At 32.6% G+C, this 16936-nt stretch carries 15 protein-coding genes; 4 read left to right on the top strand and 11 right to left on the bottom strand.

From position 1 onward, the window contains the following. Positions 1-84 precede the first annotated feature (84 nt). The 8 genes from ACP6L2_RS04230 to ACP6L2_RS04195 all read right to left on the bottom strand — a co-directional run bounded on the left by ACP6L2_RS04230 (position 85) and on the right by ACP6L2_RS04195 (position 10198). Positions 85-966 carry a polysaccharide pyruvyl transferase family protein gene (locus ACP6L2_RS04230; RefSeq protein WP_440508053.1) on the bottom strand — a complete coding sequence of 294 codons (882 nt, stop codon included), beginning with the start codon at positions 964-966 and terminating at the stop codon, positions 85-87. A gap of 96 nt (positions 967-1062) precedes the next feature. Beyond that, positions 1063-2520, bottom strand: coding sequence for a hypothetical protein (locus ACP6L2_RS04225; protein ID WP_440508052.1), 1458 nt, complete (start codon positions 2518-2520; stop codon positions 1063-1065). A gap of 125 nt (positions 2521-2645) precedes the next feature. Next, a complete protein-coding gene (locus ACP6L2_RS04220) occupies positions 2646-3656 on the bottom strand; it encodes an acyltransferase family protein (protein ID WP_440508051.1) in 1011 nt (336 codons plus the stop codon). A 3-nt stretch (positions 3657-3659) separates the two neighbouring features. Next, complete coding sequence (locus tag ACP6L2_RS04215) at positions 3660-4619, bottom strand: NAD-dependent epimerase/dehydratase family protein (protein ID WP_440508050.1); 960 nt, start codon at positions 4617-4619, stop codon at positions 3660-3662. Positions 4620-4627: 8 nt separating this feature from the next. Then, positions 4628-5821, bottom strand: a complete 1194-nt coding sequence (locus tag ACP6L2_RS04210; RefSeq protein ID WP_440508049.1) for an MraY family glycosyltransferase — start codon at positions 5819-5821, stop codon at positions 4628-4630. A gap of 719 nt (positions 5822-6540) precedes the next feature. Then, positions 6541-7608 carry an acyltransferase family protein gene (locus tag ACP6L2_RS04205; RefSeq protein WP_440508048.1) on the bottom strand — a complete coding sequence of 356 codons (1068 nt, stop codon included), beginning with the start codon at positions 7606-7608 and terminating at the stop codon, positions 6541-6543. 142 nt (positions 7609-7750) lie between these two features. Continuing rightward, positions 7751-9415 carry an ABC1 kinase family protein gene (locus ACP6L2_RS04200; RefSeq protein ID WP_440508047.1) on the bottom strand — a complete coding sequence of 555 codons (1665 nt, stop codon included), beginning with the start codon at positions 9413-9415 and terminating at the stop codon, positions 7751-7753. 123 nt (positions 9416-9538) lie between these two features. Beyond that, positions 9539-10198: a suppressor of fused domain protein gene (locus ACP6L2_RS04195; RefSeq protein WP_440508046.1), complete on the bottom strand. Its 660-nt coding sequence runs from the start codon at positions 10196-10198 to the stop codon at positions 9539-9541. A 124-nt stretch (positions 10199-10322) separates the two neighbouring features. Here ACP6L2_RS04195 and ACP6L2_RS04190 point away from each other — a divergent pair, with 124 nt between their 5' ends. Continuing rightward, complete coding sequence (locus ACP6L2_RS04190; protein WP_440508045.1) at positions 10323-10946, top strand: hypothetical protein; 624 nt, start codon at positions 10323-10325, stop codon at positions 10944-10946. A gap of 27 nt (positions 10947-10973) precedes the next feature. Here the strand turns inward: ACP6L2_RS04190 and ACP6L2_RS04185 are convergent, their stop codons facing one another. Next, positions 10974-11471 carry a DUF305 domain-containing protein gene (locus tag ACP6L2_RS04185; protein WP_440508044.1) on the bottom strand — a complete coding sequence of 166 codons (498 nt, stop codon included), beginning with the start codon at positions 11469-11471 and terminating at the stop codon, positions 10974-10976. Between the two features lie 246 nt (positions 11472-11717). Here ACP6L2_RS04185 and ACP6L2_RS04180 point away from each other — a divergent pair, with 246 nt between their 5' ends. Then, positions 11718-12308 carry a YceI family protein gene (locus ACP6L2_RS04180; RefSeq protein ID WP_440508043.1) on the top strand — a complete coding sequence of 197 codons (591 nt, stop codon included), beginning with the start codon at positions 11718-11720 and terminating at the stop codon, positions 12306-12308. A gap of 331 nt (positions 12309-12639) precedes the next feature. Here the strand turns inward: ACP6L2_RS04180 and ACP6L2_RS04175 are convergent, their stop codons facing one another. Further along, complete coding sequence (locus ACP6L2_RS04175) at positions 12640-13497, bottom strand: aminotransferase class IV (RefSeq protein ID WP_440508042.1); 858 nt, start codon at positions 13495-13497, stop codon at positions 12640-12642. A 1-nt stretch (position 13498) separates the two neighbouring features. Then, on the bottom strand, positions 13499-14533 hold the full coding sequence (locus tag ACP6L2_RS04170) for an RluA family pseudouridine synthase (protein ID WP_440508041.1): 1035 nt from the start codon (positions 14531-14533) through the stop codon (positions 13499-13501). A 64-nt stretch (positions 14534-14597) separates the two neighbouring features. On the opposite strand from ACP6L2_RS04170, the gene ACP6L2_RS04165 reads away from it, so the two are divergent. Continuing rightward, positions 14598-15491, top strand: coding sequence for a 1-aminocyclopropane-1-carboxylate deaminase/D-cysteine desulfhydrase (locus ACP6L2_RS04165; protein ID WP_440508040.1), 894 nt, complete (start codon positions 14598-14600; stop codon positions 15489-15491). Between the two features lie 136 nt (positions 15492-15627). After that, positions 15628-16929: a BamA/TamA family outer membrane protein gene (locus ACP6L2_RS04160; protein ID WP_440508039.1), complete on the top strand. Its 1302-nt coding sequence runs from the start codon at positions 15628-15630 to the stop codon at positions 16927-16929. The last annotated feature ends 7 nt before the right edge of the window (positions 16930-16936 follow it).

The raw sequence follows: 16936 nt of genomic DNA, 5'->3' as shown, positions 1-16936 counted from the left end.
TCTTACTATAAGAACTTTAAACATCATTAATTTTGATTTGTTTTATCTTGGCCAACTGCTTTTAAAGTTTTTTCACTCTATGTTTTATTTGTTATCTAAATTATTTAGAATGATCCGATATTTATCTTTCAATCCAAATGGCATACTCCTTAATAGTTTGAATTGTATATTTTGAAGTGAAGCCTTTATTAAAGAAATATCTTTATTGTTGTTGAATTCTTCATGCCATTTTCCTTCATTACTTAATAGATTTTCAATATTTTCAAAACCGTTATATTTAGGAATTTCAACTGAGCTAAAATAATCATGAAACTTAAATCCATCAGTACCTATATTGCCATGTTTTATCCATAATGCTGGTATTTGATAAGAATGGGCAACAATTATCCCATGTAAAGAACTCGATAAGATGTATTCACAAGACGTAATTTCTGATAAGATATCCTTTATATTATTTGATCGCAAATCTATAACATGATGTTGTTCACCATATGTATCTTTAAAGTATTCATATTCTGACCAATGTGGAATAATACCTAATTTATACTTCTTAAATTTTTCGGGTTTAATCCATAATGGAAGTAATAATGCAGGATCACCATAGATCAACTCCAGTTTATGCCCTTGCAATTTCAACAACCTTTCGGTTAATTTGCCTCTAACTGCTAAAATTTTCCCTCCCTTAAATTTTTCATTAGAATTCATAAAACCAGAACCCCAAACAATAGTGCCCTTTGGAAGCCAACTTAATATTGATCCAATGGAACTGAAAACTTTTTGATGAGGGAAATAAATCGTATTCACCTTTTTTAGATCTAGTTTTAATACTGCCTTTAGTCTATCTATTCTGTTTATCCCTATATCCTTATATTGTACTTTTCTACCTGAAAATTCCTCGATTAAAGCAGGACCTAATTCATCTCCAAAATTTGTGTTTTTCCAATATATAAGATTAACTCTGTTCATATCAATTGTCAAATAAGAAATACTATAGTAGTATTTTATATCATAGTTCAAATAAAGCGAACCTTCATCTTAACTGTTTTAAATATTTTTAATATTTTAAAAATTCAATTTGTTCTTTAAAAAATTGTATCCTAATTTTCGTTCTTCGCGTGTCGTTCCAAGTATAATTATATAGAGTATAAATATTACTTCTATTAGAAACATGTAATAAAACATGCTCCAAATAGAAATTGGATGATTATTATTTCCAAAATAAAAGGCACTAAAAACAAATAGGAATACCAATGTGATTTGCTTAAAATATTGGAGCAATATTTTTGAACCAAATTGTAGTTCTTTATTAACTAAAACAAACCTCACGGTTTGCATTAAAAATGAAATTGTAATTTTAGTAGAAAAAACCAGTGCGATAGAATATCCATTTTTAATTAATAGCCAGGCTATTGGCAAAGTAGCATACTCAATAATAGTAATAATTATATTATATTTTCTCATGTTCCCTATAGCAGCTATAGCCATCCAATATGGTCCACCAAGTGATTCTAGTAAAGAACAAAATAAAATAATCTGTGTAAATGAAACAGCATTTCCAGGAATTATGTCACCTAACCACAATTGCAACAAATTAGTCGTAAAAAATAATATCGGAACAGATATTATAGCCATCAAGTAAAATGAAAAACGTGAGGTATTTAAAGTTAACTCTCTAGTTCGACTATATTGTTGATTGGCAAAAGATTGTACTATCTGAGGTTGAAATGCAATTTGAAAATTGGAAATGAAACCAAATACGGCATTATTAATCTGACTAGCAATTCCAATGGCTGCATTAATGATTACACCATAAAAGATATTTAACATCATCGATAAACCTTGATTTGCACCTATGGCCGACAGTTGCCCAAAAATTGTCCAACCGGAAAATGACAGCAGTTCCTTATTCTTCGCTTTATCTGATACTTTTGTTAGTTGTATAAATTCTCGAAAATATTTATTGCAATAAACGTAGAATAATATATTATTAAGGAAACTAGAAATAAAATATAGCAAGGCATATAAAATCAGATGGTCTATATTTTCAACTGTTAATAAGGCAATGATGATTAGAATTTTATTCACTGTTTCTACTATTCCTAAAAAAGCATAAAATGACATTTTTTCAAAAGCTAGAATGACAGCTCCATAAGGCAATCTTAGAATATCAAAAAAGGTACTTAACAATGAAAATTGGTAAACCATATTAGCTGCAAAAATTCTTTCACTGGGTATAACCAACTTATAATTTAAAAACCATAATCCAATGGTTTCCCCTAAAATCAACACTAAAAATGCTATTAGGAAATGATTTTTTAGACTTAAATTAAAAATTACATTTATTTTTTTTAGGTCGTTACTAGCTCGCTCAAAATTTATAAACCGTTGAGTCGCCGCACTCATTGAATTATTTAGAAATGAAAGCATTGCCATTACCCCTCCAACTAAATTATAAATACCAAAATCTGTTACTCCCAAAACATTTAATACAACTCTAGAGGTATACAATGCCACTAACATGTTTATCAGCATTCTTGTATATAAAAAGAAGGTATTTTTTGCTATGGTTTTGTTGTCAGACATTTAATATGTAATTCAATGTGTATTGATATATAGCTTTTGACAAAAATTTCACAATATGAAAACTAAGGAAAAAGGTTATTTATAAATGTATTCTCCTTAAAAACTTTAATCACAAAATAGCTCAGTATTAAGCAGGATAAAACTACGATGATATATTGTAAAGCAATATCAAGTGTTTTTAAATTAAGGACATATAAAATAATAAAGTAAAAAATCATATGCGATAAATACATAACAGTACTTGTTTTACGAAAAACAACCGTACTTTTTATATGACTCATTCGTATTCTTTTAGATATTAGGAACAAACAAATTGTGGCTAAACCTAAAAAATGAAAAGTTAAAAAATTATGGAAACATGAATTTATCAATAAAAATATAATTGTTATAATTATCAAAATAATAGATGAAATTTTCAAGGTATTCTTTGCTAACAGGAAGCCAGAAGTTATTATTAATAACCCATATAGTATCCTCAATCCTGCAAAATGATAGGTTAAAAACTTCTTGAATTGATAAAGTACGGAATGTTCCGAACTCTTATAAAATATTATGGATAATGTAATAAAAAGAATATAAAAAGATAAGAATAAATATTTGGGTTGAAATTTTAATTTAAATGAAATTAGCAGAGAAATTCCGAAATATACTAAAGTGAGTAAATACCAAAGTGGCCAAGAAAAAAAGTTTTCTCCTTTAAACACGATATTCTTGATAACAAATAGACCACTTTTAATATTCAATTCATCATTAATAACTAACCCTGCCAGAGTTATTGGAAGATAAATAAAGGTCCAAATTAAATATAACTTTATACTTGATTTTATAAAATCTACTATGACTTTTTCTTTGTTTTCCGGGTATCTATCCATTTTTTTTGCCAATAGAAATCCGCTTACAAGGAAGAAATAAGGAACAGCACAATCTAAAATACTTTGAATCAAAGAATTGATAAATTGTCCATCTTTTGGAACAGGTATTACATGTATAGCAACCACAAGAAAAGACATGAATACTTTAAAGATATCGAATCCCTTGTAGGTATTAGGATTTATTAAAGTATTTGACTCCATAATTTACTTTCCGAACTCGGCCTTTAACATTCTTCTTAATCCTTCTTCCATACTAAATGGAGGAATAAAACCGGAATTCATAGCTTTTGATGAATCATATTTTGTAACAGCACAGAATTTCTTAACCCGAACCGAGCTTATAGACAATTTCTTTCTGCTTATAAATGCCAACACATCAAATCCATATCCGCCCATCATTCCGAGCCAAAATGGAATATGTATAGTCGGAATATTCTTACCTAAAATCTCTCCTGTATGATAAACCAAATCATTAGTAGTAAAATCTGGCTTGTCGACATAATTAAACACTTGGTAGCCTGTAGTACTTTCCTCGATTAAGAATTTAAGGAAAGCAACAATATTACCGACATAGGACATAGATTTTTGATTTTTGCCATTTCCAACCATCATAAATTTACCGGAAGCAATTTGATTTAGCAAGTTGAACACATTCCCTCTATTTCCCTCGCCAAATATTACTGTTGGTCGAACAATATTAATATTCCAGTTTTCATGGCTTTTATACCATTCTTGCAATACTTGTTCTGCTTCCCATTTACTTTTTCCATAATGATTAAAAGGATCTGCAGGAAAACTTTCATCAGGATTATCTTTATCCAAGCCATAGACCGCGACCGAGCTCGTGAAGATTATACGGGTGATATGATTACTCTCCATCGCTTCCAAGGTATTTTTCATGCCTTGAACATTTACATCGTAATATGCTGAAATCGGACTTACGTCATCTCGGTGTTCTGCGGCTAACAGTATAACTAAATCCGTTTCTGATAATTGTTGGCTTAATTTATCTTTATCAAGAACATTTCCAATTTGACTTATCAGGGGAAATTGATCACTTGGAGCCTTATCTATATTTAGAAGGCCATATGCTGATTTATCCAGTAAACATTCAATCAGTTTTGTTCCGACAAAACCAGAACCTCCAATAATGGAAATTTTCATGTGTGAAATTAATAGTTGTATTTGTTGACAAGTGGAAGAGAAATCTTCTTTTCTACCAGGCTCGTCTTATTATTAGGCAATTCAGTAAAATCTCTTTTGGCTTGTTTTACTTTTTTTTGTTTCACCACAAAGTTAAATACTAATGTAAAACTTATCCATAACACTAAATCTAGTAGTATAACCACATTATTACTAATGTATTGAACCATAATTACATTGAATAAACAAAAAAACAAGGATAAACCAACTATAGATAACATAGCAGATTTATGAGAGATCCCAGAACGCAAAAGTTTATGATGTATATGACTACGATCAGCTTTAAATAAAGGTTGTTTATTAAACCAACGAACTATGATCACACGGATAACATCAAATACCGGGACAATTAATGTTGAAAATGCCACCACTATTGCACCTTCTGAAAAAGGTTTGATATGGTTGTTATTCATTGCAAAACTGATAGTAAGAAACGCCATTGTATAACCTAAGGTCATACTTCCGGTGTCACCCATAAAGATTCTACGTCTGCGCTTGGATTGACCAAATACATTGTAATAAAAAAATGAAATCAAGATACCTGTAGTAATAAAGGCTAATAGCGCATGAATCCAAGCTTCATAGTAAGCGAATAACCCCCCAAGGACCAAACATCCAACTGCTACTAATCCAGAGCATAGGCCATCCAATCCATCAATCAAATTAATGGCATTAATTATCAAAACAACGGCAAATACAGTTAAAGGCATGCCTACCCATGCTGGTAGATTAACCAAAAATAAAATGCCGTATAAATCATTAATCCAAAGGCCTCCCAACGGAAACAGACAGGCAACCATAATTTGAGCAACAAACTTCCATTTATAACTTACGCCAATTAAATCATCTGCAATGCCAATAATATATAACATCACCATTCCACAGATAAGCATGATAAACATGGGAAAAACCTCACTGGTATGAATATTAAGGTTTACAAAGTTGACTTTATAAACTATGATGACTGTTATGGCTAAAAGTACACATTGAATAGGTACAAATGCTACTCCTCCTAACCTTGGTATTATACTTTGGTGTAATTTTCTGTTATCAACTGGATCAAATAATCTTTTCTTATACGTAATAAGCATAATGTATGGGATAATTACCTTTCCAAGGTAAATAGCAAGAAGAAAAGGAATTAAGAGAATTAAGTATTCCATAATTTTTGCTTATTCGTTTTAGTAGGTATTTATCATTATAAAAGAATGAATTAAATATTCTGTTCGCATATTTAGATAATTCTTCATTTCAACGCCACTATTTTGAACAAAGTTAAAACAATATTCCACCTTGAAGATCAGCTTTAACTCCAAATATGCTTCTATTTATTTTTTTGTAGTAAATGGTTTACAGCAACTTTAACCCATGTTTAAAGATGGATTTTACTTTAAACAGCAGTTAATATTTAGGCAATTTAGAGAATTATAAAAATATCTTTTACTTCCGTAGAAAACGGATAAATTCCTTTTATACAAAATTATATTTCAATAAATAATTGGTAAGATATCTAAGAGAATCTTAAAAAACTTTAGTGGTTTTCCTAGCAAATTAACATACAAACAACAAAACACAGCCTGAATATTTTACTTTTACCCGTAAATACACTAACCTTTATCCTTTGTTTTCAATACACAAAACATTGAATTTTTCAGTGGATTGCTAAAGGTTTTCTAGAAGTTTTCTTCGTATCTCATTCGGATCTCCTTCGGAACTTGTTCGGAACTCCTTCGGATCTCGTTCGGTTAGAAGCGAACGAGATCCGAAATAAGTCCGAATAAGATATGAGTAAATACCGATGCATTCAAGAAGGAATACTTATTTAAACCTGTAGATTAAACAGATCTAAATAAAGTGAATGCTTTAATAAATAAATGAGAAACTATTTGCGAAGTAACTTTTTACCAAAATTTATTCCGTATCGTTCCAAGGTATTTAAAGATAAATTACCAATGAAATAAGTAATACCTGCTACTAGAATGTAAAAAATGAAAAAATTTATATTATTAAAAGAAAGTCCTAATTTTTTGAAACTATAATCTACTAAGTCTATAACCAAAAAATGAAATAAATACATGGAATAAGAAGCTCTACCAATTTTACCTAAAAGATTTATATTAATTTGATCAGATTTCCTCATGATTTCCATTAGAAAAACAAATGAAATTGCTGATGTAATCGGTATAACACTAAACAAATAATCAATTTTTAAAGACCATAGGGTAATAGATAAAATTGTAAAGAGTATAAACAATAGAACATCTATCCAAAAACTGTATTTGAAATTGTATTGTTTTAATAAAAAGTAATAGCTTATTCCAATAATAAAAACAGGGAATTGATTTATTATATTAAAATAGACAAAAGAGTTGTTTGACATTTCATAGCCAAATCTTCCTAAAATTACCACAGCTAATTGTGATAATATAATAGCTAAAAGAAGCTTAATAAGTAAATTAAATAATGTGAATTTATATTTTTGATAAAATGAAAATATAAAGGGAAAAATCAGGTAAAAGGACATTTCTGTACTAATTGACCAACCTCCAGGAACGATCTTACTTAATACACTTGGAAAATAGCCATTTAAAAAGAAAAGATTTATAATAATTGCCCTCCATTCTATTTCAGCTATTTGCTGAAAAGTATAATGTTGATTAAAATAGGTGTAAATTGTATATAAAAATATTGCAAAATAATAGCCAGGGGCTATTCTAAAAAATCTTCGAATTACATAGTTCCAATTTTTATGTTTTTCATTCTTTCTATTCTCAAAGGATAGACATAGTGTAAATGCAGAAGCAATGAAAAATAATTGGACGCCCATTTGACCATAAATCGAAAGAAAATAAGAAATTGGATTTATATTTTGAAAGGACGCAATAACATGTGTACTAATTACCATCAGGATGGCAATTCCTCTAATACTATCAATATATTTTAGATTCATTAATTAGTAATTAGTATAAAACACAATAACTCACATTGCAAAAATGTGTAGATATTTTATTTAATTACTGTTAAAAAATAAAAAATCTTGATTTATTTGATTACTTGTAGCTAAATCTTTCTAAAAAACACTTACCACATCCCTACTTACTCTTATACAAATGGCTCAACAGCATAAAGCATATTACAAAGCTCATGATGAAGCCGAACCAGGAAAGGACTGGTATGCCTCCAATAAGATATCCAACGCGTCCATGCGCGAGGATACTGGCCCCTACGCCGAAGGTCATGGCCAGTATGGATAATAGGAACTTGTTACCCATCCGGTGGAGGATCAATTGCAGATTATCAAAGTCCTGCATTTTATGATTAAGCATCACCTTATCATTTTTTACTTTCTCTAGTAAATCCAGTAAATCCTCAGGTACTTCGGTTAATACATCTTTAGCGAACTTTGCCTTTTCTTTTAATTGGGCGATCAGGTATTCGGGAGATAGCTTTTGGGCTGCTATCTTTTTCGCAAATGGAGCAATACTTTCAGGGACATTTAATTCAGCATCAATCTGTCTACCTGTTCCTTCCAATATAGAAACACCACGTAATAAGATGTAAACAAAATCAGGAAGAAGGATATGATTACTTTGCAAGACAATATTCAACTTATTGAGCATGACAGAGATATCAATATCATCTAAAGCATTTTGTTTTATCATTTCAAAGATTTCATAGGCATCTCTTTCCAGACGTCTTTCATCTTCAATATGATGGACTATGGCTAATTTTTTAATATTCTTAATCAAACCCTTGGCATCATTGGCTAAAAAATCCAATACCATGGCTTCAATAATATTCCGATCCTCTGGAATCATAAAGCCCATGGAACCAAAATCAATAAATACCACCTGCCCTTTCTGGTTTACAAAAACATTTCCTGGGTGCGGATCAGCATGGAAGAAGCCATGCATAAGAACCTGTTCTAAATACAGGTCCAATAGATTCTGTAAAACGGACTTTGGATATAACCCATATTGTTTTAATCCCTCTTCATCATTGACCTTTACTCCATCTATAAATTCCATACAGATTAGCGTATCTGTGCTGTATTTACGGTAGACCTTAGGCACATGAACTTCCTTATTATCAGCAAAATTCCTTCTAAATCTTTCTATATTATTAAGTTCATTTGTAAAAGACAATTCATTCAACAAAGAGCTTTCAAAGGAAAGGACAATCTGATAGAGGTTCATTTTATAAATGACCTCATATTTTCGCTGCAATAGTTTGACCAAATCTTTAATGAAATCTAAATCAGCACGGATAGCCTCATCAATTTGGCTTCTTTTGACTTTAAATACGACCTCTTTGCCATTTAATAATACGGCTTTATATACTTGAGCAATTGAGGCAGAAGCAATTGGAACAGGATCAATTGATAAGAAATGGTCCTCAAATCGTATTTCTAAATCATTCTCGATACGTATTCTGATATCAATGGATTCGGCCGGTACATCATCTTGTAATTTAATAAGCTCTTCTTGGAGATCTTCAGGAATAATATCTGGTCTATTACTGAGCAATTGCCCTAATTTGATAAATGTTGGACCTAATTCCTCAATTGCTAGACGAATGCGCACATTGAAATCGTCCTCAAATATTTTACGAGCATGATTATTCCAAAATAAAAAGCTATCAGGTAGTATTCGGTCTAGATTAGATCGTGAAATAATTTCATCAAAACCATGCTTAGAAAGTATCTTTAGAATTTGTCCTACGCGTTTGATTTTCTGAAATCCATTAATGTGCATCATAAACAAGATAATTTAAAGCTCCTGTTTTAAAAGAACCCATTAAAAATAACAAAATTTGCTCCGAAAAGATTTAGCCAAGTGGTAGTACTCTAAAATATTACGCCTTATGGACAATTAAATCATTTATGATTTACGTGTAAGATCAGTAACCAATAGAGGATTATTAACTTTCATATCCTGAATAAAGCTAGCGACTTGTGCTTGTGAGGGCGCTTCCATAAGAGAATCTAGTTCGTTTTGAGTGATTCCAACTAATTGAATAAAAGAAACCTCTCCATGAGCTGTTTGGATTTTACCTAATTCTGGATCAAGTGAACAAACAAAGCCAACAATTTCGGTATCTGTATTCAATCGAATAGGACCTTTTGCTGGAATAAATTGGTTTTCTTCGAACCAACGGCCACTATTATAGACATATCTTGCTAAATTATTGAATACCTGCATCGCCCAGAATGGATCCTTTTCATCTTCAGCAAATGGCACGAGTCTGAAGGTAAATTCAAAGCCCCATTTAGAGAATTCTTCCTTTACTGAATCTGGAGAATAGTATAGCTGACTCATTCCATAGGTTACTAAGTGGTAATGAGCTGGTGGGCCTTGATGATCATAAACACTTATTCCGTCAATGGGATCAGTGCCACCTGCGACATAATGAATGCCACATAGTGGCCCATAATGTCTTGGTTCTAATTCAGGATAGATGCGTTTTAAATTTTCATCAATTGCCATCCATCCTACTGCATCATCAGCATGATATAATTTCTCGTATTCCTCTTTAGTCATATTCCATGTATTTTTATTAAAACGTTTAAGACGAAACTTTAGTGCCAGAGAATCCTAATATACTATACATTTTTATTTCATTTTATAGGTAGAAATAGTAATATTGTATTACAATTTTTAAGCCATGATAGCACAACAATTAGCCTCTGCTTTAGGGAGAAAAGATGAGCAACCCAATATAGATTTGGCAATAGCCATTGTCGATAAAAACGATCATCAAGCTGTTGTAGCTTTAATTGAACTAATCCAAGGAAAGAACAAAGATTATCAAAATGATAGCATAAAAGTTCTATATGAAGTAGGTGAAAGAAATCCTAACCTGATAGTCGAATACATTCCACAATTTATGGCCTGCTTAAGTAGCAAAAATAATCGTTTACAATGGGGCTCCATGGCAGCTTTAAGGTCTTTAATTAACAGCAATAAAGCCGAACTTTATGCTGAATTAGAGAATCTTCAGGATGCTGCTAATAAAGGATCCGTGATAACCAAGGATAATTTTATCGGCATATTAGTAGGTTTAATGGGAAATCCCGATTATCATGATAAAGCATTTGATTATTTAATCAAACAATTGGAAACTTGTCCTACCAACCAGTTACCTATGTATGCCGAAATGGCGCTTTCTCAAATAAACCAATCTACTAAACATGTCTTTATGGACACTTTAAATGCTAGATTAGATGAAATCGAGAAAGAAAGTAAAAAGAAACGTGTATTAAAAGTTATTCAAAAATTGAATAAGTAATTTATTTCTTTCGATAAATCTGACATCCTAATTCTTTTTGTCCTTCAATTCCTGAAGTTTTCGTTTCATAAATTCTATTTCTCTTTTTTGGGCTTCCAGAATCTCCTGTTGTAATTGTATAATTTGCGGATCTTTCAGAATAGCTTCCTCAGACATTAATACGGCTGCAGAATGGTGTGGGATCATTCCTTTTAAATATTCTGAATCGCCAATATTCATCTGCTTGCGTATCCCTACCCATGAAAATGCCGCAACAATGATCGTTAGAATCACAATACTTAAATTCCAGACCTTCTTTTGATACATCTTTAGCATAAATCCTAATTCAATTAGAATCATAGCACATACCATAAGTAATGTCATATAAAGATTGTTCGTATGGAAATAAAAGTCACCCATTTTATCAATCATAGCATACATTAAAAAATACATCACCACAAACATGATGATCATCATGTAGAGGAACTTTCTATACGGGTTATCTTGGTGTTTATGTGGTTTACTGTGTTGCTCATGATGGTCCATAGTTATATCCTTTCTATTTTATATATAATTACTATCTGAACAATCTCTAATGGAAAACGATTTATTATTCTTTGAAAATCTCGAATTGTTAAATATAGATTATAGAAAGGAGCTGCTTAATATATTCTTCTGTAGCCAAACTTGGAATATAAGGATTTAAAAAAAACTAATTTCTTATCATAGATCAATGTCGATAAGAAATAAAACATGGAAATTTGTCTTAAATAAAATTAAAAGAGCAGAATTATGAAAAAACTATTGAGCTTAGTAATTGGATTTATATTCATATCCAACTTAAGTATTGCACAGGAAACGTGGTCAGTAGACGCGGCACATAGTAATGTACGTTTCGAAATTGGTCACATGGGCTTATCCTTTATTGATGGACAGTTTAAAAAGATCGCTGGAAACATCGAAACTAAAGATGCTACTAATTTTGATGGCGCAGTTATTAACTTTGATATTGATGTTCAATCCATCGATACACGTATTGAGGCAAGAGATAACCATTTAAGAAGCGATGATTTTTTCTCAGCTGAGAAATTCCCTAAAATCACTTTCAAGAATGCTGTTCTTAAAAAAGAAAATGGCAACAACTACAGCCTAACAGGTGATTTAACAATGAAAGACGTTACGAAAAAAGTAACATTTAAAGTTGTTCAAAATGGAAGTATTGTGACCGATCAAAAAGGAAGATCCAAAGCAGGTTTTACTGCAAAAACCACGATTAATAGAACTGATTTTAATTTTAAAGCAGCGGATAAATTACCTTCTGGTGCAGAATCTATAGCCTCAAACGTAGATATCACCGTGAATGTTGAAATCAACAAAAAATAATATAAAAGATATTTTCAAACACTAACTGTTAATGAAGAAAGGTCGGCAATAGCTGACCTTTTTTTGTTGACAGTGTTTTAATAACGGGCTCCTAGAATAGTTTAAAGATCTTTCACAATAGGTGAAAGATGACGGCAAATTGAGAAGTGAAGTTTAGTGAAAGCGGTCGAAGCATGCTTCGACCCTACATTTTTGAACCACTAGAAATAACTCGCTTTATGTCTAATTACTTCATACTAACGATCCAGCCCGCAGGGCCACGTTTAATATCTCATATCTCACATCTAATAGCGGAGCGGTTTCATATCTACCGTCTAATAGCGTAGCGATATCATATCTCCTCCTCGTAACTCCAGGATTTTAAGCGTTCTTGGAAGATTCTGGAGATTTTGTTGAAATAGCGTTTTTGTTTATAGCCCATCACCCACTGAACACCTTCTACGGCATTTGTACAAAAGATTTCATCCGCTACTTTTAGAATCTCTGGTTTTATTTCTGCTTCAACGACCTCAATACCTTCTGACTGAGCAATATCCATAATAACACGACGCATAACACCTGCAATACATCCCTCTGAAAGAGCCGGGGTATATAGTACCTTATCGTAATAAACAAAGATATTCGATGATAAGGCTTCACATAAATTGCCTTGTTGGTTTAGAATCAACACTTCATCAAATGCATATTTTTTACGATATAGTCCTGCCATCACATAAATCAATGCATTATTGGATTTTATTTTGGACAGTTCCGAATAAGGTTTCTTATACTCCGTATAAACATCGATAATTAAACCAAGTTTTTTATCTCGAAGACTTTCTGCCTTTCTTGCAATTTGAATGATATAGCTAGGTTTATTGCTATCTGGACCATAAAGCCCTCCTCCTGAACGAAAAACTATTAACCTTACACGTAAGGTTTGACCCAACATATTATTTTTACGAGCAAGTTCTTCTATTTTTTGACGAATAAAATAGGTGTCAAATTGTTCAAAGTCTTCAAAATAAAGGATCTTCATGCTTTCTTGTAAGCGTTCAACATGGAAATCCAAAAACCGGATATCACCATCCTTCCATAGCATGGTTTCAAATAAACCATCACCATAACGAAACGCTCGGCTATCGGCAGTTAAAATAGACATGTCTTCTGGAACTATAGCTCCATTAAAATTGATATATTGAATTGGCATATTATTGTTCTTGGTTGTTCGTGTTATAAGATCTCCATTTCTCTAATGCTAAACGGAAATCTTCCGGCATTGGTACTTCGAAGTGTAAATATTCTTTGGTTTTGGGATGTATAAAGCCTAAAGATTTGGCATGTAAAGCTTGACGGTTTAATAAAGAAAAGCAATTCTCTACAAACTGTTTGTACTTTGCGAACTGAGTTCCTTTAATAATTTTATTGCCACCGTATGATTCATCGCTGAATAAGGGATGGCCAATAGATTTCATATGTGCACGAATTTGATGGGTTCTTCCTGTTTCTAACTGGCATTCAATCAAAGTAACATAACCCAATCGTTCTAAGACCCTATAATGAGTAACTGACCATTTTCCTTTTTCAGGGTCATCATATAAGTCCATAATACGACGATCTTTAATATTACGACCTATATAGCCAGTCACAGTTCCATCTTCCTGTATATCCCCCCAAGCTAATGCAACATACTTTCTACTGATCGAATGCTCGTAGAATTGTTTAGCCAGAAAAGTCATAGCCCATTCATTCTTCGCAATTACCAACAGGCCTGAAGTGTCTTTATCAATTCGGTGGACCAATCCTGGACGTCCAGTATTTCCTGGTAAAGTAGGTAATTGGTTGAGGTGAAATGTTAGCGCATTAACTAAAGTACCCGTATAATTATTGAAACCAGGATGTACTACCATACCCGCCTCTTTATTAACCAATAAGACATCATCATCTTCATAGATGATATCTAAAGGAATATCTTCTGGATAGACTTCTGTATCACGAGGTGGATCTGGTAAAACGACAGTGATAACATCAAATGGTTTTACTTTATAGCTTGCCTTGATTTCTTTCTCATTCACTTTAACTGAACCAGCATCTATTGCATTCTGAATGCGATTTCTAGATGTGTTCTCCACACGATTCATTAGAAATTTGTCAATCCGCAATAAGGCTTGGCCTTTATCAGCAACTATTCGTAGATGTTCGAATAACTCCTGTTCATCTTGCTCATTTTCCAATTGATCTAACATGCTACAAAAGTAGTATTTTTAAGCTGCTATCAAACGCAATAGACAAAAAAGCTATCTTTAGACCATGGTTTTTAATCTTCCGATATATAGTCCTGAAGAGGAACTGCATGATCCATTATTCATTGAGAAGCAAATACAGGTTTTTGTTAAGCGAGATGATAAGATACATCCCTTTATTTCAGGTAATAAATGGCGAAAATTAAAGTATAATTTAAATTATGCTCACCAACTTGGAAAAACGAATCTAGTTACTTTTGGTGGAGCATGGTCAAATCATATCTTGGCAACTGCTGCGGCAGCAGCACAATTTGGATTTAAATCGATTGGTATTATCCGTGGAGAAGAGGTTAAGAACCCAGTACTGCAAATGGCACAACTTTTTGGTATGGAGCTTCAGTTTATAGATAGGCAGCTCTACAAAGATAAGGCACTACATTTCCAAGAGCACTTTGATGAATCAAACCATTACTTTATTGATGAAGGAGGTCGATCGACATTAGCTGTTAAGGGTTGTGAAGAGATCATATCGGAACTAACACAAACCTATTCCCATGTTTTAGTGTCAGCCGGAACAGGCACAACAGCAGCTGGATTAGCCATTGGATTGGATTCACAAAATTTAGCCACAAAACTATTGGTTGTCCCCGTTTTGAAAAATGCTGATTTTATTCTTGAGGATATTAGAGAATTGAACGCCCCTATTGATAACATAAATTTGTTGACGGAATACCATTTTGGTGGATACGCCAAAACAAAAAAGGAACTAAACGATTTTATTAAAGACTTTGTTTCCAAAAGCGGTATTCTCATAGAGCCGACTTATACCGGAAAGCTGGTTTACTGCATGTTTGATTTGATAAAAAAAGATTACTTTCCTGAAGGAAGTCGGATACTATTTATTCATACAGGTGGCTTGACTGGCTTACTCGGCCATTTGGATAAAATGAATTTAGATTAGAAATCTAATTTAATGGTAACAATCCTTTAGCAATTGAATGGATTTTCTTCATTTACATGAAATTAATCCTAATTTTAAGGAGAATTTAATATCACCTTGAATACACTAATTTAACATCAGGAATTCTACACGACATATGGCATTTCGGCACTATCTTCTCCCCTTTCTTATCTTATTTTTCAGCAATTCAAATGTTCATGCACAGGTAGAAATTCAAGATACAATTACCACAAAGTTAGAAAGAGATACCCTACATCCCACCCAGCAGTTATATGATGTAGTAGATTTATTTAAAGATATAAATCCATTTAAAAAGAAGGATCAACAATCAAGTTCAAAAACCAATAAACGATCAGCTATTACCTACCTTCCAAACCTAAATTATAATCCATCCATAGGTGCTCAAATTGGAATTAAGGCAGTAGGTGGTAAAGTTCTAGGTAATCAGCCAAACACTGCCATGTCCATTGCGGCTGCAGCGGTAAGCGCTACAACACGAGGGATTGTTGTTGGCTATTTCATTCATGACATCTACACACCTGGTAACTCTTGGAATATCAAGGGAAATGTGATGGTTGCTAAGGCTGTTGGTTTAGATTACGGGATGGGAATTGGTGGAACACTAACAAATCCTACAGAGGAGGAGATGATCATGAACAATCCTGAAAGGAGTCGTTATGTCAATAAATTCATGGTCTACTCGGTTAGCGAGCGGGTTTATAAGAATCTATTCCCCGGTGCTTTTGTAGGCGCTGGTTTTTTCTTTGAAATGAAACGTGATTTTCAGACTGTGGGTAGCCAGGAAGGAATGGCTCCTGTAGAGATATACAGCCGATGGAACAACTTTAACCCCAATCGAGTTAATAACAATGGACTTATGCTGAATATGCAATATATGACTAGAGATAATCCGAATAGCGCCTATAAAGGATACTATGTAGATGTTGTTTTAAGAATGAATCAATCATGGATGGGCAGTGAGCATAATGCCTATCAATTGCAAACGGACTTTAGAAAATATTGGCAATTATCTGAAAATAGACCGAATCATGTATTGGCATTTTGGAATTTTGGATCCTATAATTTAGGCGGTACTTTACCTTATGTAGATCTTCCAGGAACAGCCAAAGATCCTTACGCTAGAAGTGGCCGTGGATATACGATGGGTTATTTTAAAGGAAAGTCCTTCTTTTATTCAGAATTGGAATATCGTTTTCCAATTCTTAGAAATCAATTTTTAAGTGGAGTTGTCTTTACGAATGTTCAAACAGCTAACGACCAAATGGGAACCAAGCTCTTTAAGATATGGCAACCAGCCGGAGGTGCGGGATTGAGGTTATTATTCAATAAAGCAACCCGAACAAACCTTTGTATAGATTATGCTTTCGGTAAATTCGGACAACGCGGTCTTTTCTTAGGACTTAATGAAGCATTCTAAACCTCTT

The sequence above is a fragment of the Sphingobacterium lactis genome (genome assembly GCF_051951495.1).
GTDB lineage: Bacteria > Bacteroidota > Bacteroidia > Sphingobacteriales > Sphingobacteriaceae > Sphingobacterium > Sphingobacterium lactis_A.
Note: the sequence above shows the minus strand (reverse complement) of the source record. Positions and strands in the feature narration are given on the sequence as shown.

Excerpts from the sequence above, each read along its gene's own strand:
- ACP6L2_RS04230 (WP_440508053.1), bottom strand. The coding sequence starts at position 966 with ATGAACAGAGTTAATCTTATATATTGGAAAAACACAAATTTTGGAGAT.
- ACP6L2_RS04225 (WP_440508052.1), bottom strand. The coding sequence starts at position 2,520 with ATGTTAGTGGCATTGTATACCTCTAGAGTTGTATTAAATGTTTTGGGA.
- ACP6L2_RS04220 (WP_440508051.1), bottom strand. The coding sequence starts at position 3,656 with ATGGAGTCAAATACTTTAATAAATCCTAATACCTACAAGGGATTCGAT.
- ACP6L2_RS04215 (WP_440508050.1), bottom strand. The coding sequence starts at position 4,619 with ATGAAAATTTCCATTATTGGAGGTTCTGGTTTTGTCGGAACAAAACTG.
- ACP6L2_RS04210 (WP_440508049.1), bottom strand. The coding sequence starts at position 5,821 with ATGGAATACTTAATTCTCTTAATTCCTTTTCTTCTTGCTATTTACCTT.
- ACP6L2_RS04205 (WP_440508048.1), bottom strand. The coding sequence starts at position 7,608 with ATGAATCTAAAATATATTGATAGTATTAGAGGAATTGCCATCCTGATG.
- ACP6L2_RS04200 (WP_440508047.1), bottom strand. The coding sequence starts at position 9,415 with ATGATGCACATTAATGGATTTCAGAAAATCAAACGCGTAGGACAAATT.
- ACP6L2_RS04195 (WP_440508046.1), bottom strand. The coding sequence starts at position 10,198 with ATGACTAAAGAGGAATACGAGAAATTATATCATGCTGATGATGCAGTA.
- ACP6L2_RS04190 (WP_440508045.1), top strand. The coding sequence starts at position 10,323 with ATGATAGCACAACAATTAGCCTCTGCTTTAGGGAGAAAAGATGAGCAA.
- ACP6L2_RS04185 (WP_440508044.1), bottom strand. The coding sequence starts at position 11,471 with ATGGACCATCATGAGCAACACAGTAAACCACATAAACACCAAGATAAC.
- ACP6L2_RS04180 (WP_440508043.1), top strand. The coding sequence starts at position 11,718 with ATGAAAAAACTATTGAGCTTAGTAATTGGATTTATATTCATATCCAAC.
- ACP6L2_RS04175 (WP_440508042.1), bottom strand. The coding sequence starts at position 13,497 with ATGCCAATTCAATATATCAATTTTAATGGAGCTATAGTTCCAGAAGAC.
- ACP6L2_RS04170 (WP_440508041.1), bottom strand. The coding sequence starts at position 14,533 with ATGTTAGATCAATTGGAAAATGAGCAAGATGAACAGGAGTTATTCGAA.
- ACP6L2_RS04165 (WP_440508040.1), top strand. The coding sequence starts at position 14,598 with ATGGTTTTTAATCTTCCGATATATAGTCCTGAAGAGGAACTGCATGAT.
- ACP6L2_RS04160 (WP_440508039.1), top strand. The coding sequence starts at position 15,628 with ATGGCATTTCGGCACTATCTTCTCCCCTTTCTTATCTTATTTTTCAGC.